Raw genomic sequence first — 19,950 nt, forward strand, 5'->3', positions numbered from 1 at the left:
ACTCCTAATGAACCCCAGTGTATAAATTTGAAACAGTTGGCAACCGTCAGTTCAGGTAAGGGGACCAGGAAGGCTCGCGCACGTCGCCTTGAGCGGTGGGTAGCGGTAACCGAACACGTCCGTTGATGCTCACGAGCATTAACACGCCCCGGTCCTGCTGGCGGGTGGCGTATATTAGCATCGTGCCATTTGGCGCAACAGTGGGCGAATCATCCAGGTTGGTGTTGGAAAGTACCCGGAGATTACCGCGCTGAAGGTCCTGAGCTGCAATCTGGAAGTTAGTGAAACCGTCCTGGCGGTGAACCATGACCAGGGTCTTCTCGTCCGCCGACAGTTTCGGGTTGGCGTTGTAGTTGCCGATGAAGGTCACGCGGTCGGTAGCGCCCGAGTTCACGTTCATCTTGTAGATCTGCGGTTTGCCGCCACGATCCGAGGTGAAGTAAAGGGTTGAGCCGTCCGCCCCCCAGAAGGGTTCGGTGTCGATCGCCGAGTTGTTGGTCAGGCGACGCAGCTGGCGGCTGCCCAGGTCCATCACGTAAATTTCCGGGTTGCCGTCGCGCGACAGCACAAAGGCCAGGCGGTTGCCGTCCGGCGAGAAGGCCGGGGCGCCGTTGAGGCCTTCGAAGTTGGAGATCTGCTCGCGGCGACCGGTGTCAACGTACTGCATGAAGATGCGAGGACGCTTCTGCTCGAACGACACGTAAGCGATACGGCGGCCATCGGGCGAGAACCGCGGCGAGAGGATCGGCTCGCGCGACTGCAACAGGGTCACCGGGCGTGCGCCGTCATAGTCCGAGCGCTGCAGGGTGTAGCGGGTGTTGTCCACCGAGAAGCGCTCCGCAGTCACGTAGAGCAGCTTGGTGGAGAACGCGCCCTTGATACCGGTGAGCTTCTCGAACGACTGATCAGCGATGTAGTGCGACATGTCGCGTAGCTGGTCGGTAGTGCCGCCCACGCTGCCGGTCAGTACCTGCTCCTGGGTCGCCACGTTGAGCAGGGCGTACTGGATCTGCAGACGGCCACCGCTGGGCACGATGCTGCCGACCAGAACGTACTGCGCGCCAAGGGCCTGCCAGTCGCGGTAGATCACTTCGCTGGCCTGGGCCGGCTGGCTGATCATGTTCTGGCGCGGGATCGGCTCGAAGTAACCGGAGTTGCGCAGGTCATTGCCGATGATGTTCGACATGTCTTCGGGCAGGACGTTGCCGCCCTGCCAACCGAACGGAACCACAGCGATCGGAACGGCCGAGTCACGACCGCTGGAGATCACCAGCGGGTCGGCGGCCTGCGCGGCACCGGCCACCAGGGCCAGGGCGAAGAGCGCGAAGCGAATCAGGGTACTCACAGATCTAAATCCTCCGGTTTGAAGACCATTCGGCGCTGACGATACAGGCTATCGAACGTGGCGCGATCCAGTTTTTGCAGTTCGGGAATACGACCCACGTTTTTGACCGCTGCCACCGCCGAGTCGTCGAACGGCTTGTCACCACTGGAGCGCGTCACACTCACGTTGGTGATGGCGCCACTCGGCAGCATCTGAATCAGCACTTCTACGCTCATTCCGTTACGAGCTGAAGGAGGACGGCTCCACTGCTGGCTAACCAGGCTGACGATCAGATCGTCGAAGTTGCCCGCCACCTCGTTACCTTGCTCGTCGGCCAGGGCCTGTTGCCGCTGCGTGTCATCCGACAGCAGCTCGGCCAGCGCCTGGGCCTTCTTATCTTCCGTTGCCTTGCGGGCTGCAGCGGCGGCCGCAGCGGCGGCCTTCTTCTTCGCAGCCTCGACCGCGGCAGCCTTCTTCTTGGCTTCGTCCGCGGCGGCTTTTTTCTTCGCATCCTCGGCGGCCTTCTTCTTGGCCTCCTCGGCAGCTTTCTTCTTCGCCTCCTCAGCGGCCTCTTTCTTGGCCTCTTCCTCGGCTTTCTTCTTGGCGATATCCGCCTGCTGTTTCTGCTCGGCAGCCTTCGCCTCTGCCGCTTTCTTGGCGGCCGCAGCGGCATCGGCCGCCTTCTTGGCGTCATCTGCCTTCTTGGCTTCAGCGGCCTTCTCAGCGGCATCTGCAGCTTTTTGAGCGGCATCGGCCTTCTTTTGTTCCTCGGCTTTCGCAGCAGCCAATGCCTGCTGCTCAGCCTTCTTCTGCTCGAGCTGCTCCTGCTCGTATTGCTTGGCCGAAGTCTTCTTCGACTCACCGGCTATCTTCTGGTTGGTCTGCTGGGTCGCCTGGCTCTTGGACTTGAGCTGGTACAGGGTGGCCTGGACGATCGGCCGCGAAGGCGGAAGTTCAGGCGTACTGGCCCAACTGACGAACAGCATGGCGAAGATCAGTACATGCAGGGCCACGGCCAGGACCGTGGGCCAGAAGTAGCCTTCCGATTGAGAGCGCTCGAGCTGGTGCATCAACTACCTGGTGCCTCGGTAATCAGACCGACGTTGCCGACTCCGGCCTTCTGCAGACCGCCCATGACGGCCATGACCGAGCCATAGTCGACTGCCTTGTCGCCACGGACGAAGACCTGGACTTTCTTACCCTGGCGGCTGTTCTCGGCCATGATGCCGGAGGCAGCGTTGACCAGTTGATCGAGGTCCACGGCAGTCTGGCTGGCTTTGCCCTGGTCCGGGTCCACTTCGGAGCCCATGTTCCAGTAGTAGGTCTTGTCGGCCTTGATGGAGATGGTGAGCACGCGGGAATCGTTATCCTGCGGCAGCGCTTCGCTGGAAACCTTGGGCAGGTCGACCTTGACGCCCTGGTTGAGCATGGGCGCGGTCACCATGAAAATGACCAGCAGCACCAACATCACGTCGATGTAGGGCACCACGTTCATTTCCGCGACCGGCTTGCGCTTGTGACGAACTCTTGCCATGACGGCTTACCTCTTGGTCGTCGATCAATCGTCGCTGGTGTGCACTTTGCGGTGCAGGATCGCCTGGAACTCGTCGGCGAAGGTGTAGTAGCGACCGATGAGCATTTCCGAGCGGGCGGCGAAACGGTTGTAGGCGATGACCGCGGGGATGGCCGCGAACAGGCCGATGGCGGTGGCGATCAGCGCTTCGGCAATACCCGGCGCCACGGTGGCGAGGGTGGCCTGCTGCACGGTGGCCAGGCCACGGAAGGAGTTCATGATGCCCCACACGGTGCCGAACAGACCGATGTACGGGCTGGTGGAACCGACGGTGGCGAGGAAGGGCAGGCTGGTTTCCAGCTTCTCTTCCTCGCGGGAAATCGCGACACGCATGGCGCGGGAAACGCCCTCCATCACCGCATCCGGATCAACGCCGGCCTGCTGGCGCAGACGGGAGAATTCCTTGAAGCCGGCACGGAAGATCTGCTCGACCCCCGAATCCGGATCGGGGTTGCTGCCCGCCTGGCGATAGAGCTTGGACAGGTCGATGCCCGACCAGAAGCGCTCTTCGAAGGTTTCCAGGGCCTTCTTCGCCGAGCGCATCATGTTGCTGCGCTGGAAAATCATGATCCAGGAAGTGACCGATGCGGCCACCAGGGTCAGCATCACCAGCTGTACCACGACGCTGGCGTTACTGATCAAGCTCCACATGGAAGTATGGTCGACGACGTTCGGTTCCACGTTAATCTCCTGCTGAAAGGGTGTCCGGACTGCCGGCAAATGCCGCACGCAACACATCTGGGATAGCGCGGGGTTTCAGGTTGTCCGCCCGCACGCACGCCACCAGGAATCGCCCCTCGCAGAGCAAGGTCGAATCCGACGCCCGTCGAACCTGTTGACGAAACTTCAGGCTCGCACGGTTCAACTCCTCCACCTCTGCGCTGACGAGCAGCTCATCATCCAGGCGAGCGGGCGCGTGATAACGCGCCTCGGCCGAATGAACGACAAAAAGCAGGTTCTCCCCCGCCAGCTGTGACTGGGCGAAGCCCAGATCACGCAGCCGCTCGGTACGAGCCCGCTCCATGAACTTGAGGTAGTTGACGTAGTAGACGATGCCGCCGGCATCGGTGTCCTCGTAATAGACCCGATACCGCTGCTGGAACGGCTGACCCCCGTGTTGCGCGCGCATACTCTAGAACCAAGTAAAGACTTTGCCAATCGGCAATCGTCTACAAATGCAATTAATTACCATCTTCAGGGACGAACAGATCCGGCGTCGCCCCCTCCCCCATCCGCTTCGGCACGTTCAGGCCGAAATGCAGGTACGCATGCCGGGTAACCACACGGCCACGCGGTGTGCGCATGATATAGCCTTGCTGGATCAGATAGGGCTCCAGCACGTCTTCAATCGTGTGTCTTTCTTCGCTGATGGCCGCCGCCAGGTTGTCGATACCCACCGGACCACCATCGAACTTGTCGATCATGGTCAGCAGCAGGCGGCGATCCTGGTGATCGAAGCCCCTTTCATCCACATCCAGCAGGTTCAGTGCCTTATCGGCGATGTCGCTACTGATGTGCCCGGTGCCGCGCACCTCGGCAAAATCCCGCACCCGACGCAGTAGGCGGTTGGCGATCCGCGGCGTACCGCGGGCGCGCCGGGCAATCTCGTACGCGCCCGCCGGCTCGATCTCAAGACCGAGGATGCTCGCAGAACGGGCAACGATGCTGGACAGGTCGTTCACACCGTAGAATTCAAGACGCTGCACGATACCGAAGCGGTCACGCAGCGGGTTGGTCAGCATGCCGGCGCGCGTAGTCGCCCCCACCAGGGTGAAGGGCGGCAGATCGAGCTTGATCGAGCGCGCAGCCGGACCCTCGCCGATCATGATGTCCAGCTGGAAGTCTTCCATGGCCGGATACAGCACTTCCTCGACGATGGGCGACAGGCGATGAATCTCGTCCACGAACAGGACGTCGTTAGGCTCGAGATTGGTCAATATCGCCGCCAGGTCTCCGGGACGCTCCAGCACCGGGCCGGAGGTACTCTTGATCGAAACCCCCATCTCCTGAGCGATGATGTTCGCCAGGGTGGTCTTGCCCAGGCCGGGCGGGCCGAAGATCAGCGTGTGGTCCAATGCTTCCTGACGCCCACGAGCCGCCTGGATGAACAGTTCCATCTGCTCGCGCACTACGGGCTGGCCGACGTAGTCCGCCAGCTTGAGCGGGCGGATGGCACGGTCGAACTGCTCTTCGCGGTCACGACTGGAGACAGAGGAAATCAGGCGATCGGCTTCGATCATCACTATCTACCTAGACCATGCCCTTGAGGGAACGGCGGATAAGTTCTTCGCTGGACAAGCCTTCCTCCTGCACGGCGGCCACGGCGCGGCTCGCCTCCTGGGGTTTGAAGCCCAGGGCGATCAGCGCGCTGACCGCATCGGACTCGGCGCTTGAGACTGCGGTGACCAGTCGGGGTTCCACCACCAATGGCGCGATGGAAGGAATATTTTCCCACGCCTTGAAGCGATCTTTCAGCTCCACCAGCAGGCGCTCGGCAGTCTTCTTGCCCACGCCCGGAATCTTCACCAGGGTGGAAGTATCCTGCGCTTGCACGCAACGCACCAGTTCATCCACCTCCAGGCCCGACATCAGCGCCAGTGCCAGCTTCGGGCCCACACCATTGAGGCGGATCAGCTCGCGGAACAGCTCGCGCTCGCGCTTCTCAGCAAAGCCGTAGAGCAGGTGGGCATCCTCGCGCACCACCAGGTGGGTGTGCAGGGTCACCGGCTCGCCCAGGCTGGGCAGGCGATAGAGGGTGGTCATGGGCACTTCGAGCTCGTAGCCCACGCCGTTCACGTCGACGATCAGGTGCGGCGGTTGCTTTTCCGCCAGAGTGCCACGCAGGCGTCCAATCACGGGTGTTTGTCCTTGCTCAATGTTTTTCCGGATATCACAGGCGCAGGCGTCCACCACGACGGCGCGCGCCCACCAGACCGTGCGGCACAAGGCTCTGCCGAGTGTGCGCGTGGCACAGGGCGATTGCCAGGGCATCGGAGGCGTCGATCTGCGGCTTCTGCGTAAGCTTGAGCAGATGCATGACCATCATCTGCACCTGCTGCTTGTCCGCGCCGCCAGTACCGGCGATGGCCTGCTTGACCTGGCTCGCCGTGTACTCGGCAATCTGCAGGCCCTCTTCCGCCGCCGCAACTATGGCCGCGCCGCGCGCCTGGCCCAGCTTCAGCGCCGAATCAGCGTTGCGTGCCATGAACACCTGCTCGATGCCCATCATCGTCGGCTGGTAGGTCTGGATGACCTCGCGCACGCCACGAAAGACGATCTGCAGGCGCTCGAACAGTTCGCCGTTGCCGGTACGGATGCAGCCCGAAGCCACGTACTCGCAGCCACGGCCGGTGTCGCGCACCACGCCGAAGCCAGTAATTCGTGAGCCTGGATCGATGCCGAGAATCAGGGTCATGTCCGTCCGATCAAACCTTATCCGTAACCTGTGCTTCAGATAACAAAAACCGGAAGCGGGAGGCGCCGCTGACGACCACTCCCGCTTCCGGCTTCAGACCAGCGCCGGTGGTGGGATCAGCCCAACTGGGCCATCACCTCGTCCGGGATTTCCGCATTGGAGTAGACGTTCTGCACGTCATCCAGGTCTTCGAGCATGTCGATCAGCTTGAGGACTTTCTGCGCGGTTTCCAGGTCCAGGGCCGCAGTGGTCGACGGGATCATGGTGATCTCGGCGTCCTCGCCCTTGAAACCCGCTTCGGTCAGCGCTTCGTTGACCGAGATGAAGTCGGCGAAAGTGGTGAACACGTCGATGGAACCATCGTCGTTGACCACCACGTCGTCGGCGCCGGCTTCCAGCGCAGCATCCATCAGGGCTTCTTCGTTCACGCTCGGCGCATAGCTGATCTGGCCCTTGCGCTCGAACATGTAGGCCACCGAACCATCGGTACCCAGGTTGCCGCCGCACTTGCTGAAGGCATGGCGCACTTCGGCCGCAGTACGGTTGCGGTTGTCGGTCATCGCTTCGACGATGATCGCCACACCGCTGGGTGCATAACCTTCGTAGGTCAGCTCGGCCATGTTGTCCGCTTCGCTGGAGCCCACGCCGCGCTGGATGGCGCGGTCAATGGTGTCGCGGGTCATGTTGGCGGTCAGCGCCTTATCCACGGCCAGGCGCAGACGCGGGTTGTCCGCCGGGACCCCGCCGCCCTGCTTGGCTGCGACGGTCAGCTCACGAATGAGCTTGGTGAAGATCTTGCCCTTCTTGGCGTCCTGACGTTCCTTGCGGTGTTTGATGTTGGCCCATTTGGAATGACCAGCCATAACTCACTCCGTATCGCTTGTTTGCTTCGCACGCGGCGCCCGGTTTGCGGGCGCCGCGGCAATCTGGATCGACTTACTCGGCGGCCTTCTGCTGCTCGCGCAGGCGGATGTTGAGCTCGCGCAGGGCCTTGGCATCCACAGTGCCCGGAGCCTGGGTCATGACGTCGCCGGCGCTCTGGGTTTTCGGGAAGGCGATGACTTCGCGGATCGAGGCCGCGCCGGTCATCAGCATCACCAGACGGTCCAGGCCGAAAGCCAGGCCACCGTGCGGCGGCGCGCCGTACTTGAGGGCGTCCAGCAGGAAGCCGAACTTCTCTTCCTGCTCCGCATCGTCGATGCCCAGCACGCGGAACACCGCCTGCTGCATGGCCTTGTCGTGGATACGGATGGAACCGCCGCCCAGCTCGGTGCCGTTGAGCACCATGTCGTAGGCGCGGGACAGCTTGCCGGCCGGGCTGGCTTCGAGCTCTTCCGGGGTGCACTTGGGCGCGGTGAACGGGTGGTGCAGGGAAGTCAGGCTGCCGTCGTCGTTCTCTTCGAACATCGGGAAGTCCACGACCCACATCGGCGCCCACTCCTTGGTGAGCAGGTTCAGGTCATGGCCGACCTTGATACGCAGCGCACCCAGGGCGTCGCAGACGATCTTGGCCTTGTCCGCGCCGAAGAACACGATGTCGCCATCGACCGCGCCCACGCGATCGAGGATCTCGTTCAGGTTCGGCTCGGCGATGTTCTTCACGATCGGCGACTGCAGGCCTTCCACGCCCTTGGCGCGCTCGTTGACCTTGATGTAGGCCAGGCCCTTGGCGCCGTAGATGCCGACGAACTTGGTGTAGTCGTCGATCTGCTTGCGCGGCATGCTCGCCCCGCCCGGAACGCGCAGGGCGGCAACGCGGCCCTTCGGATCGTTGGCCGGACCGGAGAAGACCTTGAACTCGACGTCTTTCAGCTGATCGGCCACGTCGACCAGTTCCAGCGGGATACGCAGGTCAGGCTTGTCCGAACCGTAGCGGCGCATGGCCTCTTCGAACGGCATGTGCGGGAATTCGTCGAACTCGACGTCCAGCACTTCCTTGAACAGCTGGCGCACCATCTTCTCGGTGATCTCGATGATGTCGCTTTCTTCCAGGAAGCTGGTCTCGATGTCGATCTGGGTGAATTCCGGCTGGCGGTCGGCACGCAGGTCTTCGTCGCGGAAGCACTTGGCGATCTGGTAGTAGCGGTCGAAGCCGGCCACCATCAGCAGTTGCTTGAACAGCTGGGGCGACTGCGGCAGGGCGAAGAAGTGACCCGGGTAGGTGCGGCTCGGCACCAGGTAGTCGCGCGCGCCTTCGGGGGTCGGACGACCGAGGATCGGGGTTTCCACGTCGAGGAAACCGTTGTCGTCCAGGTAGCGGCGGATGCTGCTGGTGATGCGCGCGCGCAGCTTCAGCTTGGCGGCCATCTCCGGGCGACGCAGGTCGATGAAGCGGTAGCGCAGGCGGGTTTCCTCGCCCACGTCGGAGTATTCGTCCAGCGGGAACGGCGGGGTCTCGGCCTGGTTCAGCACTTCCAGCTCGTGACCCAGCACTTCGATGGCGCCGGAAGCCATGTTCGAGTTGCGCGCACCTTCAGGGCGCAGGCGCACCTTGCCGGTGATCTTCACCACGTACTCGCTGCGCACGCGGTCGGCCTTGGCGAAGGTCTCGACGCGATCCGGGTCGAACACGACCTGGGCCAAGCCCTCACGATCACGCACGTCGAGGAAGATCACCCCGCCGTGGTCGCGGCGACGGTGTACCCAACCGCAAAGAGTGACTACCTGGCCGTCCAGGCTCTCGTTCAACTGGCCGCAATAGTGGCTGCGCATCATGGTGTGTTTCGCTTCTCGAAAGTCTTGAATTCTAGGGAACCGCTCATTCGCTGGCGGAGCAGGCGCCGGCACCGCAACCGGTGGCCGGACAGGCCGCTGGGGCATCGCCGGAGGCCAGGTTCTTCTTCGCTCCGGTCTTGAAGTCGGTCTCGTACCAACCGCTGCCGCCCAGGCGGAAGCCCGGAGCCGACAACATCTTCTTCAATTCGGGAGCCTTGCAGGCCGGACAATCGACCAACGGCGCATCGCTGATCTTCTGCAGCGATTCCAGCTGATGCGCGCAGGACTGGCACTGGTACTCGTAAATCGGCATGGAACACCTTGGCTGTGTAACGCCACGGGTCCGCGTCCCGCGGCAAAGAGGCCGATTATAGCCTGAAAAATCCGCAGGTTGCAGCCGGGCTCCGGTGGCGAAAAAGCCCGCCGGGCGCACCGCCTTTTAATAGAAATGCTCAATCGATTGCCTTGATATAGACCAAGAGCTTCGCACCTTCCCCGGTGATAGCCTCGAATCCAGCGCTTTAAATCATTCATGCACGATGAGGAGATCGCCATGGACATCGATATCGGAATCGCCAAACAGGATCGCGCCGCCATCGCTGACGGCCTGTCGCGCCTGCTGGCCGACACCTACACGCTGTACCTGAAAACCCACAACTTCCACTGGAACGTCACCGGCCCGATGTTCAACACCCTGCACCTGATGTTTGAGGGTCAGTACAACGAACTGGCGCTGGCCGTCGACAGCATCGCCGAGCGTATCCGCGCCCTGGGCTTCCCGGCGCCGGGCACCTACGCAGCCTACGCTCGCCTGTCCTCGATCAAGGAAGAAGAAGGCGTGCCGGACGCCCAGGAGATGATCCGCCTGCTGGTGCAAGGACAGGAAGCCGTGGTGCGCACGGCACGCAGCATCTTCCCGCTGGCCGACAAGGTGGCGGACGAGCCGACCGCCGACCTGCTGACCCAGCGCATGCAGGTCCACGAGAAGACCGCCTGGATGCTGCGCAGCCTGCTTGCCGAGTGATCCCTCCTTATATAAGGAAGCCCGCCAGTCGGCGGGCCTTCCTTCCCCTACGAATGGCCTAAGCGGTTGATTTGAGAAGGCAAGTGGTTTGCGGTTAAATAACCGCCGTGCGTTTAGCGCATAGGCCGTCCGACACGCTTTCATTTTCTTATCCGGCGTGGAACCTGGTGACGGCTGCTTCTTTTTTCGTTACCCGCTCAAGGTGAATCCGTAGCCATGCTCAAAGTCGTCCATCTCGTGACGGGCGTTGCCGCACTCGTGCTGTCCCTTATCCCGAGTCTGCGCAGTGATGCCCTGCCCTACCTGCAACAGAGCGATGCCATTTACCTGGCTCTGCTCGGCCTGACCAGCCTCCTGCTCGCCCCGGGCAGCAACCTGAAACAGCCTTCGGCCCTGCAAGGCCTGGCCACTGCCCTGGTGGTTCTGGCCGTGGTGCTGCAGGTGCTGATCCTGCTCGCCCCGCTACCCTTCATCGGCGAACAGCCAGCCATCGTACTGCCGCTGCTGAGCCTGGCGGGCGCCGTTGTCCTGCAATGGATCGCAAGCCTGAACAAACCGAGCACCAGCATCGCCATCGAAACCTTCGCCGGCGTCGACCGCGAAACCGGCACCGTGAAGTGGTTCAACACCTCCAAGGGCTTCGGCTTCATCTCCCGCGACTCGGGCGAGGACATCTTCGTCCACTTCCGCGCCATCCGCGGCGAGGGCCACCGCATCCTGATCGAAGGGCAGCGCGTGGAGTTCTCGGTGGTGCAGCGCGACAAGGGCCTGCAAGCGGAGGACGTGATCGCCGCCCTGCCCAACCGCCGCTAATTCACGGCACCATGAAAAAGCCCGCCAATCGGCGGGCTTTTTTATTTCCGCACCTAGTTAACAGTGCGGCCTAATAGTGCGGCGGCGGAACATCATCTTCCGCCACACCAACCTGGCCCTGCAGGTCTTCCAGGCGCTTGAGCAGCGCCTGCATCTGCAGACGGGTGCGCTCGATCACCCGCTCCTGCTCGTAGACCACGTCGCTTAGGGTCTGCAGTGCGTCATCCTGAAAGGCCAGCCGGCTCTCCAGGTCCATCACTCGAGTTTCCAGATCCATCATTCACTCCTGACTGAAGCGAAAGCCATCGCCCAGCGCCATGCGAAGCTTCTCGCGCACCCGCGCCAGCTCTTCTTCTTTATAAGGAACCGCCGGATGCTTGCCCCAGACCGGCCCCGGCCAGGCGACGTCATCCTGCTTGCGCACAATTACATGCACATGCAGTTGACTGACGACGTTACCGAGATTGGCCACGTTCATCTTGTCTGCATCGAAAGTGTCCTTGAGCACTTCTGCCAGCTGAGTCGCTTCGCGCCACAACTGTTGCTGATCGGCGGAATCCAGCTGGAAGATTTCACTGACGTCTTCGCGACGCGGAACCAGGATGAACCACGGGTACTGCGAGTCATTCATCAACAGCAGGCTGCTCAGCGGGAAATCACCCAGCGCAACGGTGTCCTGCTGGAGACGGGAATCCAGGGCGAACATAAGACCTCTCCTGTTCGACGAGCCTTGTTTAAGCCTAGCTCCACGGGGGAGCCGAAGGGCGCGAAGAATACTAGAGAGCCCTTCCGGCGAACATGCCCGACCGACGCATCGCGCTGGAGCACGTCCCTTGCAGCGCCGCACCAGGATCGTGCATGGCGCGAATTGACACATCCCGACAACAGGCGCGTGCAGGAATCTGCACGGCAATCCCGGCAATCAGCAGCGAAAAACCGTTTAAACAGCTACAACTACGGGATGCCAGAAAACGACATGCGTGCTCATGGATGTTGCAAATCCCCAACGGAAGCCGTGAAATGCGTCAACGCGTCGCAAGACGAACACTGTGAAGGCGGCTCCGGGCATTTGTGCACGGTTGTTGCTAGAGGCAAGGACAGCGCACCGACGGCCACCCCTTTGGAGAAGTGGACGCGGAGGCGAGAGAACTTAAGAAGTGGTCAATGGAATAGAGAACCACAAGGACTGAAGCATCAATGAAGCAATCAGGGGGCAATCTCTTTTTGCAACATGAGAACTGCTTGAATGCGACATGCGTCATGCAGCTTTGCGACAGCCCCGTAAAGATTTTGTGTGTTCATTTGGGCAACTATCGCCAACTGAACACGCGTGCTATAAGTTAGCGCCGACAAAAAAAGAAAGAGCCGTCACCGCGGCATTAGTGATGGCGAATAATTTCAAAACCAAAGGAGCAATCACAATGAAAGTGATGAAGTGGAGCGCCATCGCCCTGGCCGTTTCTGCAGGCACCACGCAACTGGCAATGGCCGAGCCCTTCGTAGGCAATCAGGCTGACGCTAAAGGCTTTGTCGAAGACAGCAGCCTGAACTTCCTGGTTCGCAACTACTACTTCAATCGCAACAAGAAAGACGGCGCCACCGATGCCCGTGACTGGACCCAAGGTTTCTGGGCCAATTACAACTCCGGCTTCACCCAAGGCACCGTTGGTTTCGGCGTTGATGCTTTCGGCTACCTGGGTCTGAAACTCGATGGTGGCAGCGGCTACGGCGGCACCGGCAACCTGCCGGTTCATGATGACGGCGACAAGGCTGACGACTTCGGCAAGGCCGGCGCAGCTGTCAAGATCCGCATCTCCAAGACCGAGCTGAAATTCGGCGACATGCAGCCCACCGCTCCGGTGTTCGCTGTAGGCGGCACCCGTCTGCTGCCGCAAACCGCCAGCGGCTTCAGCCTGATGAGCAGCGAAATCGACGGCCTGGATCTGGAAGGCGGTCACTTCTACTCCGGTACTGGCCAGGACACCACCAACCGTGACGGTGAGATCTGGTCCCAATACGGTGGCGTTACCGCCAACAGCGCTGACTTCCTGGGTGGCAAGTACGCCATCAACGACCAGTTCTCCGCTTCGCTGTACGGCGCCAAGGTCGAAGACCTGTGGAACCAGTACTACGTAAACCTGAACTACACCCTGCCGATCGCTGACAATCAGTCCCTCGGCCTGGACTTCAACTACTACAACACCCGCGACGAAGGTTCTGCCAAGCTCGGCGACATCAGCAACAACACCTTCTCGCTGGCCGCCGCCTACACCATCAGCGCCCATACACTGACCCTGGCCTTCCAGAAAGTGAACGGCAACACCCCGTTCGACTACATCGGGATCGGCGACAACAACGCTGGCGGCGACTCCATCTTCCTCGCCAACTCCGTTCAGTACTCCGACTTCAACGGCCCAGGTGAAAAATCCATCCAAGGCCGCTACGACCTGAACATGAAAGAGTACGGTGTTCCGGGCCTGACCTTCATGGGCCGCTACATCTACGGTAAGGACATCGACGGCGACAAGATCGATCCGACCAGCCCCTACGCCAACTATGGTTATGGCCCGGACGGCAAACACCGCGAGACCAACCTGGAAGCCAAATACGTCATCCAGAGCGGCCCGGCAAAAGACCTGTCCTTCCGCGCTCGTCAGGCTTGGCACCGCGCCAACTCCGACCAGGCTGAAGGCAACATCGATGAATTCCGCCTGATCATCGACTACCCGCTGTCCGTTCTGTAATCCAGAGCGAACTGCAGGTAACTAAAAAGCCCGGCTTCTGCCGGGCTTTTTTATTGCAACTTACCTACAACTTCGAACGTATCTGTTACATCGGCAATACATAAGTGCCGGTTACATGCGCGACCAATTCCTGCGGATTGCTGACCGAGTAGACAGCTACCTCGCAAACCACTTGCCGGCGCCCCAGCTTCAATATTTTCGCCTCGGCCAACAGGTCTTCCGGCTTGGGCTTGCTGAGAAAGTTGATATTCAGGTTGGAAGTAACGGCCATCTCGACGTTATCCAGCTGCGCCAGGATCACCGCGTACATCGCCGCGTCCGCCAGTGCCATGATGGTCGGCCCGGACACGGTTCCGCCCGGTCTCACCAGCTTTCCATGGAAGGGAATCCGCGCGAAGGCGCTGCGCCCTTCCAGGGCATCGATGCGGAAATCCATCTCGTCCGCCATGGGCAATCCCGCGCGGATGAACGCCTGTACTTGAGCTGCATTCAATCGACTCACACCACTCCTCCGTCTCCACCCGCCGCACGCTGTACGCAGCCAGACCTGCACCGTACAATGCCCAGCCTATATTCCCCTTCGCAACCGACAAAACGGCCAAAGATGCGTACCAGTCAGTACCTGCTGTCCACCCTGAAAGAAACCCCTTCCGATGCGGTCGTCATCAGCCATCAGCTGATGCTGCGCGCCGGCATGATCCGCAAGCTGGCGTCCGGTCTCTACACCTGGCTGCCAATGGGTCTGCGGGTACTGCGCAAGGTGGAGACCATCGTTCGCGAAGAGATGAACGCCGCCGGCGCCCTGGAAGTGCTGATGCCCGCCATCCAGCCCGCCGAACTGTGGCAGGAATCCGGCCGCTGGCAGCAGTACGGTCCCGAGTTGCTGCGCCTGAAGGATCGCCATGACCGCGACTTCTGCGTCGGCCCGACCCACGAGGAAGTGATCACCGACCTCGCGCGCAACGAGCTGAACAGCTACAAGCAGCTACCGATCAACATGTACCAGATCCAGACCAAGTTCCGCGACGAGATCCGTCCGCGCTTCGGCCTGATGCGCGGCCGCGAGTTCATCATGAAGGACGCCTACTCCTTCCACGCCAGCCAGGACTCGCTGCAGGCGACCTACGACGTCATGTACGGCGCGTACAGCAAGATCTTCACCCGCCTGGGCCTGGACTTCCGCGCCGTGCAGGCCGACAACGGCTCCATCGGCGGCAGCGGCTCCCATGAGTTCCACGTGCTGGCCGGCTCCGGCGAGGATGACATCGTCTTCGGCGAATCCACCGACTACGCTGCCAACATCGAGAAGGCCGAGGCCCTGCCGCGCGAAACCGCTCGCGGCGTCGCCAGCGAAGAGCTGCGCCTGGTCGACACCCCCGAGACGAAGACCATTGCCGCCCTGGTGGAGAAGTTCGGCCTGCCGATCGAGAAGACCATCAAGACCCTGGTGGTGCACGCCGCCGAGGAAGGTAAGCTGATCGCCCTGATCGTCCGTGGCGACCACGAGCTCAACGAAATCAAGGCCGGCAACCACCCGCTGGTGGCCAGCCCCCTGCAGATGGCCAGCGAAGCGGACATCAAGGTCGCCATAGGCGCCGCACCCGGCTCCCTCGGCCCGCTGAACCTGCCGCTGCCCTGCATCATCGACCGCTCCGTGGCGCTGATGAGCGACTTCGCCGCCGGCGCCAACGTCGACGACAAGCACTACTTCGGCGTGAACTGGGAACGCGACCTGCCGGTACCGGAAGTCGCCGACCTGCGCAACGTCGTCGAAGGCGATCCGAGCCCGGACGGCAAGGGCACGCTGGTCATCCGTCGCGGCATCGAAGTCGGCCACATCTTCCAGCTCGGCACCAAGTACAGCGAAGCCATGAAGCTCTCAGTGCTGGGCGAGAGCGGCAAGCCGGTCACCCTGATCATGGGCTGCTACGGCATCGGCGTATCCCGCGTGGTTGCCGCCGCCATCGAGCAGAACTACGACGACCGAGGCATCCTCTGGCCGGCCGCCCTGGCGCCCTTCCAGATCGCTATCGTGCCGATGAAGTACGAGAACGAAGCCGTGCGCGCCGCCACCGACAAGCTCTACGCGGACCTCACCGCCGCCGGCTTCGAAGTGCTGCTGGACGACCGCGACAAGAAGACCAGCCCCGGCGTGAAGTTCGCCGACATGGAGCTGATCGGTATCCCGCACCGCATCGTCGTCAGCGAGCGCGGCCTGGACGAAGGCACCCTGGAGTACAAGGGCCGCCGTGACGCCGAGTCGCAGCCTGTCGCCCTGTCCGACCTGCAAGCCTTCATCACGGCCAAGATCCGCAACTGAGCAGAGCGATGTCCACCGGAAGTACCACAAGCCTCGCGGCTGCCGCCCTGTGCGGCAGCCTCCTGCTGAGCGGCTGCGCCAACCAGCTGTCGCAACGCAGCGAGCATGAAGAGCGAGTCGAGCGCAAGCTGCTCGACCACAGCCTGCAGATCGACGTGGGCACACCGGGCACCCTGGAACTGCCGCAGCGCCGCATCCGCGTGCAGGAACAGAAGACCTTCGAAGTCACCGAGTTCGAGGTGACCCGTCGCTACGACCGCTACACGCCGTATCAGGGCTGGCGCAAGGTGTATGAAATGCCGCTGGGCATTGTCGCCTTTGTCGGTGGCATCGGCGCCAACGTGGTCAACGTGTTCGCCCTCGGCAACCTGCCTGAAAGCGTAACCCGCGGCTGGATTCGCTATGGCATCGACGGGATGAATCCGTTCATGAACGTCGAGTCCAACGGTCGCGCCGAGCAGAACCTGGCATCGATCGACGAGAAGCAGCGCGACAAGCGCACCGAGTACTCCAGCCTGCCATGGTCGGAGCGCCCGGTGACGGTCACCGCCGGCAATAACTCCCAGGAGCTGCTGACCGACCGCCACGGTGTGCTGCGCCTAAACCTGCTGGAAGGCCCTTTCAGCGACGACGAGGTCAGCCGCATCGGTCGCTTGCAGTTCAGTGTCCAGGACCCTTCGGACGACACCCGTGCCGACGCCAGCCTGCTGGTCAGCCGCTCGCTGCGAGGCAAGCTGCAGGAAGCCCACGCACTGATCTACGACGACCTGGAAGGTGACGACGTGCACCACTGGGTACACCGGGTGAAACGCCTCTCCGACCTCGGCCTGGAAGAGGAAGCGAGTGAGCTGGAACAGAGCCTGATCGAGCTGACCCGCAACGATCCGGAGCTGCAGAAGGAATTCCTCCACAGCCTGATGACTGACGCCGGTCGCCTGGCAGCAGACCCCGGCGTCAGCAACTGACGTCTAGCGGCGAACGATGAAACCGGTGATGCCCTGAGGCGTCATCGGCTTCAATTCCACCGCAGTCACCTTGGCTTTCACCGGGCCGCGCGCCAGCCACTTCTCCAGCTCGCGCACAGCATCTTCCTCACCTTCGATCAACAACTCGACGCGCCCGTCCTCGAGGTTGCGCACCCAGCCATCGATCTCCAGCCGATCTGCCTGTTCCTGGGTGCTCTGGCGGTAATAGACGCCCTGCACCTTGCCGCTGATGTAGCCGTGCAGACAGATTCTCGCCATCACTGCCCCTCCTCGCGCAGTGCGCTCAGCCGCGCCTGCAGGCCGGCGGCGGTCTGCTCACCAAGCAACTGCTCGCGCATTTTGCCTTCAGGGTCGACGATATAAGTGACAGGCAACGCTTCGCTGCGCGGCAGGCTGAAGCGCGGTGCAGGGTCGTCCGCCAACACGGTGTACTCCACGCCCAGGTCCTGCGAAGCCTTCACCAGGTCCGCGTCGCGCAGCCCGTCGAAGTTCACCCCCAGCACCCGGAAGCCCTTCGCCTTGCCCTCCTCCGCCAGGTGATTCAGTTCTGGAATCTCCTTCCGACACGGCGCGCACCACTCCGCCCAGTAATTAATAACTAGCCACTGGCCATCTACACTCGCAGCGGGTACTTTCTGTCCATGCTGATCGGTGCCATAGTCCGCCGAGCAGCCGGCCAGGATCAGGCCGGCCATCAAGCCCATCACAATACGGAGCCGCACTCCCATGCCTTCAATCCTCGTGTATGCGGGGTGGTCATGATGCTCGATGCCCTGCGCCTGGAGGTGCCGGACATCCTCGAAGAAGATGTCGAGGCGATGAGCAATCTGGCGGTCAGGCTCCAGGAATCGCGGCAACAGCCCTTGCAGGAAGGTCTGCAAAAGGCGCTGGGCACGCTGTTTCGCCTCAACCGATGCGCGCTGACCTTACTGGAAAGGCAACGCGCCCTGCAAAGCCTCAGCGAAGAATACCGCCATTACGAACGGCTCATCCGCCAGGAAAAGACACCGCCGGCGCTCTTCATGCACTTCTGCAGCGAACTGGCCGCCGGCTTCAAGCGTCTGCTGCTGCAGATACTGCACGGCCGCAAGCCGTCGCGGCCACACATGGCGTGGTGCCTGTACATGGCACAGCACTTCCTTGCGCAGGCCCTGCTTCGTCACTACCAACAGTACCAACAGCCGCCGGGCAGCCTATGGCGCGACAGCCACCTGCTGTACTGGATCGGCGAGCACCAGGAGTGCCTGGACGAACCGGTGGCGGCGGCATTCGATCCAATCCCGGCCGGCACCCTGCGCGGGCTGTACCAGCAGATCCTGCTGCTGGCCCTGAGCAACCCGTTCCACCTGACCGAGGGCGAAGCCCCCCAGTTGTTCTCGGCCCTGGCGCCACTGGCCGCGCTGGGCCGCCTGCTCCCCTGGGACGATGAGGAGCAGGAAGGCTTCGTCGTCGACCTCGGCTCGGACGAGCCCTGCCTCGCAGCGGAACAGGCCGCTAACGCCCCGGCCGATCAACTGCGCCGACTGGAGCTGGGCGCCCTGCTGATTGCCCTGCACGACCCGGCGCCATTGCGCCGCCTGGACCAGGGCGTGCTACTCGAGCGCGTTCGCCACCATTGGCTTGGACACCAAACTCGTCGTCATGAACGTGCCGAGCAGAAGGGTACCTGCCGCGTCGTCGTCGGCCTTGCGGCTATCCAGCAGCACCTGCTGGACAGCGCGGCCAGCCCCTGTCGGGAAGCAGCGCTGATGGACGCCAGCGCAGGCGGCGCCCGCATTCTCTGCACCGGCCAGCAGGCCGGGCAACTGCCGGTCGGCCAGTTGCTGCTGATTCCCGGCAATGGCGGCACGCCAACCCTCGCCGTGGTGCGCTGGCGACACCTCAACAACGACGGACTACACCTCGGCCTGCGCTACCTGAAGGGGCTTCCCCGCCCGGTCTGGCTGCGCCGCGCACCTGACGCACAGCGTCACCCCGGCGTCCTGCAGAGCACGCCGGAACCGGGCAATGGCTGGTATCACGGGCTATGGGTAGCCCAGGGGCAGTTCGTCGAAGGCGAGAACCTGTGGCTGCAACTGGCCAGCTTCGACAACCAGACCATCCTGCCGCTGCCCGTCGCCAACCTCTGCACGCCGTTGGTAGCTCGCCATCCACTGCGCCTGGCCTGATTGTCGAATTTGGGAGAGATGTCACAGGCAAGACCGGCAGTAAGCCCGGAATGCCCGGAAGCCTCCTCCCTATAATTCGAACGTTCGTCCTGACTTCCGGGACGACTCTCGCTCGCCGATCATTCAGCGGCCTTCAGAATGCGACTGGCACCATGTACGCCAGCCTCCATCGACAGGACAGCCCGATGCAGCCTACAGACCAGCTTGTCAGCAAGGTTCCCAGCCATATTGTCGCCAGCGCGCGGCCGGCCAATGCGGCCAATGGGGGACGGCTGGCCGACTTCAATGTCGCGGTCTGGCTGCATCTGCCCGGCGTGGCGGAACTGCCGGTGACGCTGCTGCTCAGCTACCGCGATGGCGAGCGCAGCCGGGAAGTGGTGATCGATCACGGCACGGTCAACAAACAGAGCCGCATCCTGCTCTCGGGTGTGGCGCGCCTGGCGTTTTCCCTGCGAATCGAGGAAGCGCAGATCAAACTGCGCACGGCCGTCCCCTTGTCGCGGGTGATCGCCGAGGAAGTCTTCATGCAGGCGGTGGAACAGCAGGCCGGCGCAACGCGTCCGGTAGCCACCAGCCTGTGAAGATTCAGCCCAGCTGACGCACCAGCGTGTCGTCTTCCGACGGCTCTACTACAGCGGGTTCGGCAGCTTCCTGCGAGACGGACGGCAGGAGCGATTCGGGCCAGCTGCTGAACTGCAAACCAGTAATTCTATTCAACCGCTCCAGGGCGCTCGTCAGATCGCGCTGATGCAGATGTACTACGTTGTTCTGGTCTTTTTCCATGGATTCACTGGCCTTGGAGGAACTTCTGAAGGACTCCTGTGTCCTGAATCCTCCATAGCCAGAACTGTGCCAATTCTGAAATAGC

Annotated in this window: 24 protein-coding genes and 1 pseudogene; 8 read left to right on the plus strand and 17 right to left on the minus strand. The window is 62.2% G+C overall.

Features of this window, described 5'->3' with window-relative positions:
• Nucleotides 1-46: 46 nt before the first annotated feature.
• The 11 genes from tolB to ACIPK7_RS01870 all read right to left on the minus strand — a co-directional run bounded on the left by tolB (nucleotide 47) and on the right by ACIPK7_RS01870 (nucleotide 9,340).
• Nucleotides 47-1,345 carry a Tol-Pal system beta propeller repeat protein TolB gene (gene tolB / locus ACIPK7_RS01820; RefSeq protein WP_088416498.1) on the minus strand — a complete coding sequence of 433 codons (1,299 nt, stop codon included), beginning with the start codon at nucleotides 1,343-1,345 and terminating at the stop codon, nucleotides 47-49.
• Nucleotides 1,342-2,397 (minus strand): cell envelope integrity protein TolA, encoded by a 1,056-nt coding sequence (tolA, locus tag ACIPK7_RS01825; RefSeq protein WP_192430548.1) that lies wholly within the window; start codon nucleotides 2,395-2,397, stop codon nucleotides 1,342-1,344. The genes tolB and tolA overlap by 4 nt, the downstream gene beginning before the upstream one ends.
• Nucleotides 2,394-2,858 (minus strand): protein TolR, encoded by a 465-nt coding sequence (gene tolR / locus ACIPK7_RS01830; protein WP_026079377.1) that lies wholly within the window; start codon nucleotides 2,856-2,858, stop codon nucleotides 2,394-2,396. The genes tolA and tolR overlap by 4 nt, the downstream gene beginning before the upstream one ends.
• 24 nt (nucleotides 2,859-2,882) lie before the next feature.
• Nucleotides 2,883-3,578, minus strand: coding sequence for a protein TolQ (tolQ, locus tag ACIPK7_RS01835; RefSeq protein ID WP_045210353.1), 696 nt, complete (start codon nucleotides 3,576-3,578; stop codon nucleotides 2,883-2,885).
• 1 nt (nucleotide 3,579) lies between these two features.
• Nucleotides 3,580-4,026, minus strand: a complete 447-nt coding sequence (gene ybgC, locus ACIPK7_RS01840) for a tol-pal system-associated acyl-CoA thioesterase (protein WP_192430549.1) — start codon at nucleotides 4,024-4,026, stop codon at nucleotides 3,580-3,582.
• Between the two features lie 52 nt (nucleotides 4,027-4,078).
• A complete protein-coding gene (gene ruvB, locus ACIPK7_RS01845) occupies nucleotides 4,079-5,137 on the minus strand; it encodes a Holliday junction branch migration DNA helicase RuvB (RefSeq protein WP_401084780.1) in 1,059 nt (352 codons plus the stop codon).
• Nucleotides 5,138-5,147: 10 nt separating this feature from the next.
• A complete protein-coding gene (gene ruvA / locus ACIPK7_RS01850; RefSeq protein WP_192430551.1) occupies nucleotides 5,148-5,753 on the minus strand; it encodes a Holliday junction branch migration protein RuvA in 606 nt (201 codons plus the stop codon).
• 34 nt (nucleotides 5,754-5,787) lie between these two features.
• Entirely contained in the window at nucleotides 5,788-6,312 is a 525-nt protein-coding gene (gene ruvC, locus ACIPK7_RS01855) for a crossover junction endodeoxyribonuclease RuvC (RefSeq protein WP_207885031.1), read from the minus strand.
• A 116-nt stretch (nucleotides 6,313-6,428) separates the two neighbouring features.
• Nucleotides 6,429-7,175 carry a YebC/PmpR family DNA-binding transcriptional regulator gene (locus tag ACIPK7_RS01860; protein WP_401084784.1) on the minus strand — a complete coding sequence of 249 codons (747 nt, stop codon included), beginning with the start codon at nucleotides 7,173-7,175 and terminating at the stop codon, nucleotides 6,429-6,431.
• Nucleotides 7,176-7,248: 73 nt separating this feature from the next.
• Nucleotides 7,249-9,027 (minus strand): aspartate--tRNA ligase, encoded by a 1,779-nt coding sequence (gene aspS / locus ACIPK7_RS01865; protein ID WP_401084787.1) that lies wholly within the window; start codon nucleotides 9,025-9,027, stop codon nucleotides 7,249-7,251.
• A 43-nt stretch (nucleotides 9,028-9,070) separates the two neighbouring features.
• On the minus strand, nucleotides 9,071-9,340 hold the full coding sequence (locus ACIPK7_RS01870; protein WP_017522110.1) for an FmdB family zinc ribbon protein: 270 nt from the start codon (nucleotides 9,338-9,340) through the stop codon (nucleotides 9,071-9,073).
• A 240-nt stretch (nucleotides 9,341-9,580) separates the two neighbouring features.
• On the opposite strand from ACIPK7_RS01870, the gene ACIPK7_RS01875 reads away from it, so the two are divergent.
• The 3 genes and pseudogenes from ACIPK7_RS01875 (at nucleotide 9,581) to ACIPK7_RS01885 (ending at nucleotide 10,864) form a co-directional block, all read left to right on the plus strand.
• Nucleotides 9,581-10,051 carry a Dps family protein gene (locus tag ACIPK7_RS01875; protein ID WP_017522111.1) on the plus strand — a complete coding sequence of 157 codons (471 nt, stop codon included), beginning with the start codon at nucleotides 9,581-9,583 and terminating at the stop codon, nucleotides 10,049-10,051.
• Between the two features lie 216 nt (nucleotides 10,052-10,267).
• Nucleotides 10,268-10,531: pseudogene (locus ACIPK7_RS01880) on the plus strand (cold shock domain-containing protein membrane protein); the annotation flags it as partial.
• Nucleotides 10,532-10,624: 93 nt separating this feature from the next.
• Nucleotides 10,625-10,864: a cold-shock protein gene (locus ACIPK7_RS01885; protein ID WP_192430913.1), complete on the plus strand. Its 240-nt coding sequence runs from the start codon at nucleotides 10,625-10,627 to the stop codon at nucleotides 10,862-10,864.
• A gap of 70 nt (nucleotides 10,865-10,934) precedes the next feature.
• Here the strand turns inward: ACIPK7_RS01885 and ACIPK7_RS01890 are convergent, their stop codons facing one another.
• Nucleotides 10,935-11,141, minus strand: coding sequence for a SlyX family protein (locus ACIPK7_RS01890; protein ID WP_192430554.1), 207 nt, complete (start codon nucleotides 11,139-11,141; stop codon nucleotides 10,935-10,937).
• A 3-nt stretch (nucleotides 11,142-11,144) separates the two neighbouring features.
• Entirely contained in the window at nucleotides 11,145-11,570 is a 426-nt protein-coding gene (locus ACIPK7_RS01895; protein WP_138215296.1) for an HIT domain-containing protein, read from the minus strand.
• A gap of 715 nt (nucleotides 11,571-12,285) precedes the next feature.
• Between ACIPK7_RS01895 and ACIPK7_RS01900 the strand changes: the two genes are divergently transcribed.
• Nucleotides 12,286-13,608 (plus strand): OprD family porin, encoded by a 1,323-nt coding sequence (locus ACIPK7_RS01900; RefSeq protein ID WP_192430555.1) that lies wholly within the window; start codon nucleotides 12,286-12,288, stop codon nucleotides 13,606-13,608.
• Between the two features lie 85 nt (nucleotides 13,609-13,693).
• On the opposite strand, the gene ACIPK7_RS01905 is transcribed toward ACIPK7_RS01900, so the two are convergent.
• Nucleotides 13,694-14,101: a PaaI family thioesterase gene (locus tag ACIPK7_RS01905; protein ID WP_139791665.1), complete on the minus strand. Its 408-nt coding sequence runs from the start codon at nucleotides 14,099-14,101 to the stop codon at nucleotides 13,694-13,696.
• Between the two features lie 111 nt (nucleotides 14,102-14,212).
• Here ACIPK7_RS01905 and ACIPK7_RS01910 point away from each other — a divergent pair, with 111 nt between their 5' ends.
• Nucleotides 14,213-15,928 carry a proline--tRNA ligase gene (locus ACIPK7_RS01910; RefSeq protein WP_401084793.1) on the plus strand — a complete coding sequence of 572 codons (1,716 nt, stop codon included), beginning with the start codon at nucleotides 14,213-14,215 and terminating at the stop codon, nucleotides 15,926-15,928.
• 8 nt (nucleotides 15,929-15,936) lie between these two features.
• Nucleotides 15,937-16,893, plus strand: coding sequence for a hypothetical protein (locus tag ACIPK7_RS01915; protein WP_192430557.1), 957 nt, complete (start codon nucleotides 15,937-15,939; stop codon nucleotides 16,891-16,893).
• A gap of 3 nt (nucleotides 16,894-16,896) precedes the next feature.
• Here ACIPK7_RS01915 and ACIPK7_RS01920 read toward each other — a convergent pair whose 3' ends face one another.
• Together ACIPK7_RS01920 and ACIPK7_RS01925 are read right to left on the minus strand one after the other, a co-directional pair.
• Nucleotides 16,897-17,172, minus strand: coding sequence for an acylphosphatase (locus tag ACIPK7_RS01920; RefSeq protein ID WP_192430558.1), 276 nt, complete (start codon nucleotides 17,170-17,172; stop codon nucleotides 16,897-16,899).
• Complete coding sequence (locus ACIPK7_RS01925; RefSeq protein ID WP_401084797.1) at nucleotides 17,172-17,642, minus strand: TlpA disulfide reductase family protein; 471 nt, start codon at nucleotides 17,640-17,642, stop codon at nucleotides 17,172-17,174. The genes ACIPK7_RS01920 and ACIPK7_RS01925 overlap by 1 nt, the downstream gene beginning before the upstream one ends.
• Before the next feature lie 30 nt (nucleotides 17,643-17,672).
• Here ACIPK7_RS01925 and ACIPK7_RS01930 point away from each other — a divergent pair, with 30 nt between their 5' ends.
• Both ACIPK7_RS01930 and ACIPK7_RS01935 read left to right on the plus strand, forming a co-directional pair.
• Complete coding sequence (locus ACIPK7_RS01930; RefSeq protein WP_401084800.1) at nucleotides 17,673-19,082, plus strand: PilZ domain-containing protein; 1,410 nt, start codon at nucleotides 17,673-17,675, stop codon at nucleotides 19,080-19,082.
• Between the two features lie 185 nt (nucleotides 19,083-19,267).
• Entirely contained in the window at nucleotides 19,268-19,663 is a 396-nt protein-coding gene (locus ACIPK7_RS01935) for a hypothetical protein (protein WP_401084803.1), read from the plus strand.
• A 4-nt stretch (nucleotides 19,664-19,667) separates the two neighbouring features.
• Here the strand turns inward: ACIPK7_RS01935 and ACIPK7_RS01940 are convergent, their stop codons facing one another.
• Entirely contained in the window at nucleotides 19,668-19,865 is a 198-nt protein-coding gene (locus ACIPK7_RS01940) for a hypothetical protein (RefSeq protein WP_401084806.1), read from the minus strand.
• Nucleotides 19,866-19,950: the final 85 nt, after the last annotated feature.

It is taken from the genome of Pseudomonas sp. NPDC086581 (assembly GCF_044746165.1).
Taxonomy (GTDB): Bacteria; Pseudomonadota; Gammaproteobacteria; order Pseudomonadales; family Pseudomonadaceae; genus Pseudomonas.

Bases quoted from the DNA above. Each gene is read 5' to 3' on its own strand.
- tolR (WP_026079377.1), bottom strand. From the start codon at position 2,858: ATGGCAAGAGTTCGTCACAAGCGCAAGCCGGTCGCGGAAATGAACGTG.
- ybgC (WP_192430549.1), bottom strand. From the start codon at position 4,026: ATGCGCGCGCAACACGGGGGTCAGCCGTTCCAGCAGCGGTATCGGGTC.
- ruvB (WP_401084780.1), bottom strand. From the start codon at position 5,137: ATGATCGAAGCCGATCGCCTGATTTCCTCTGTCTCCAGTCGTGACCGC.
- ruvC (WP_207885031.1), bottom strand. From the start codon at position 6,312: ATGACCCTGATTCTCGGCATCGATCCAGGCTCACGAATTACTGGCTTC.
- ACIPK7_RS01860 (WP_401084784.1), bottom strand. From the start codon at position 7,175: ATGGCTGGTCATTCCAAATGGGCCAACATCAAACACCGCAAGGAACGT.
- aspS (WP_401084787.1), bottom strand. From the start codon at position 9,027: ATGATGCGCAGCCACTATTGCGGCCAGTTGAACGAGAGCCTGGACGGC.
- ACIPK7_RS01870 (WP_017522110.1), bottom strand. From the start codon at position 9,340: ATGCCGATTTACGAGTACCAGTGCCAGTCCTGCGCGCATCAGCTGGAA.
- ACIPK7_RS01875 (WP_017522111.1), top strand. From the start codon at position 9,581: ATGGACATCGATATCGGAATCGCCAAACAGGATCGCGCCGCCATCGCT.
- ACIPK7_RS01890 (WP_192430554.1), bottom strand. From the start codon at position 11,141: ATGGATCTGGAAACTCGAGTGATGGACCTGGAGAGCCGGCTGGCCTTT.
- ACIPK7_RS01895 (WP_138215296.1), bottom strand. From the start codon at position 11,570: ATGTTCGCCCTGGATTCCCGTCTCCAGCAGGACACCGTTGCGCTGGGT.
- ACIPK7_RS01900 (WP_192430555.1), top strand. From the start codon at position 12,286: ATGAAAGTGATGAAGTGGAGCGCCATCGCCCTGGCCGTTTCTGCAGGC.
- ACIPK7_RS01910 (WP_401084793.1), top strand. From the start codon at position 14,213: ATGCGTACCAGTCAGTACCTGCTGTCCACCCTGAAAGAAACCCCTTCC.
- ACIPK7_RS01915 (WP_192430557.1), top strand. From the start codon at position 15,937: ATGTCCACCGGAAGTACCACAAGCCTCGCGGCTGCCGCCCTGTGCGGC.
- ACIPK7_RS01920 (WP_192430558.1), bottom strand. From the start codon at position 17,172: ATGGCGAGAATCTGTCTGCACGGCTACATCAGCGGCAAGGTGCAGGGC.
- ACIPK7_RS01925 (WP_401084797.1), bottom strand. From the start codon at position 17,642: ATGGGAGTGCGGCTCCGTATTGTGATGGGCTTGATGGCCGGCCTGATC.
- ACIPK7_RS01930 (WP_401084800.1), top strand. From the start codon at position 17,673: ATGATGCTCGATGCCCTGCGCCTGGAGGTGCCGGACATCCTCGAAGAA.
- ACIPK7_RS01935 (WP_401084803.1), top strand. From the start codon at position 19,268: ATGCAGCCTACAGACCAGCTTGTCAGCAAGGTTCCCAGCCATATTGTC.
- ACIPK7_RS01940 (WP_401084806.1), bottom strand. From the start codon at position 19,865: ATGGAAAAAGACCAGAACAACGTAGTACATCTGCATCAGCGCGATCTG.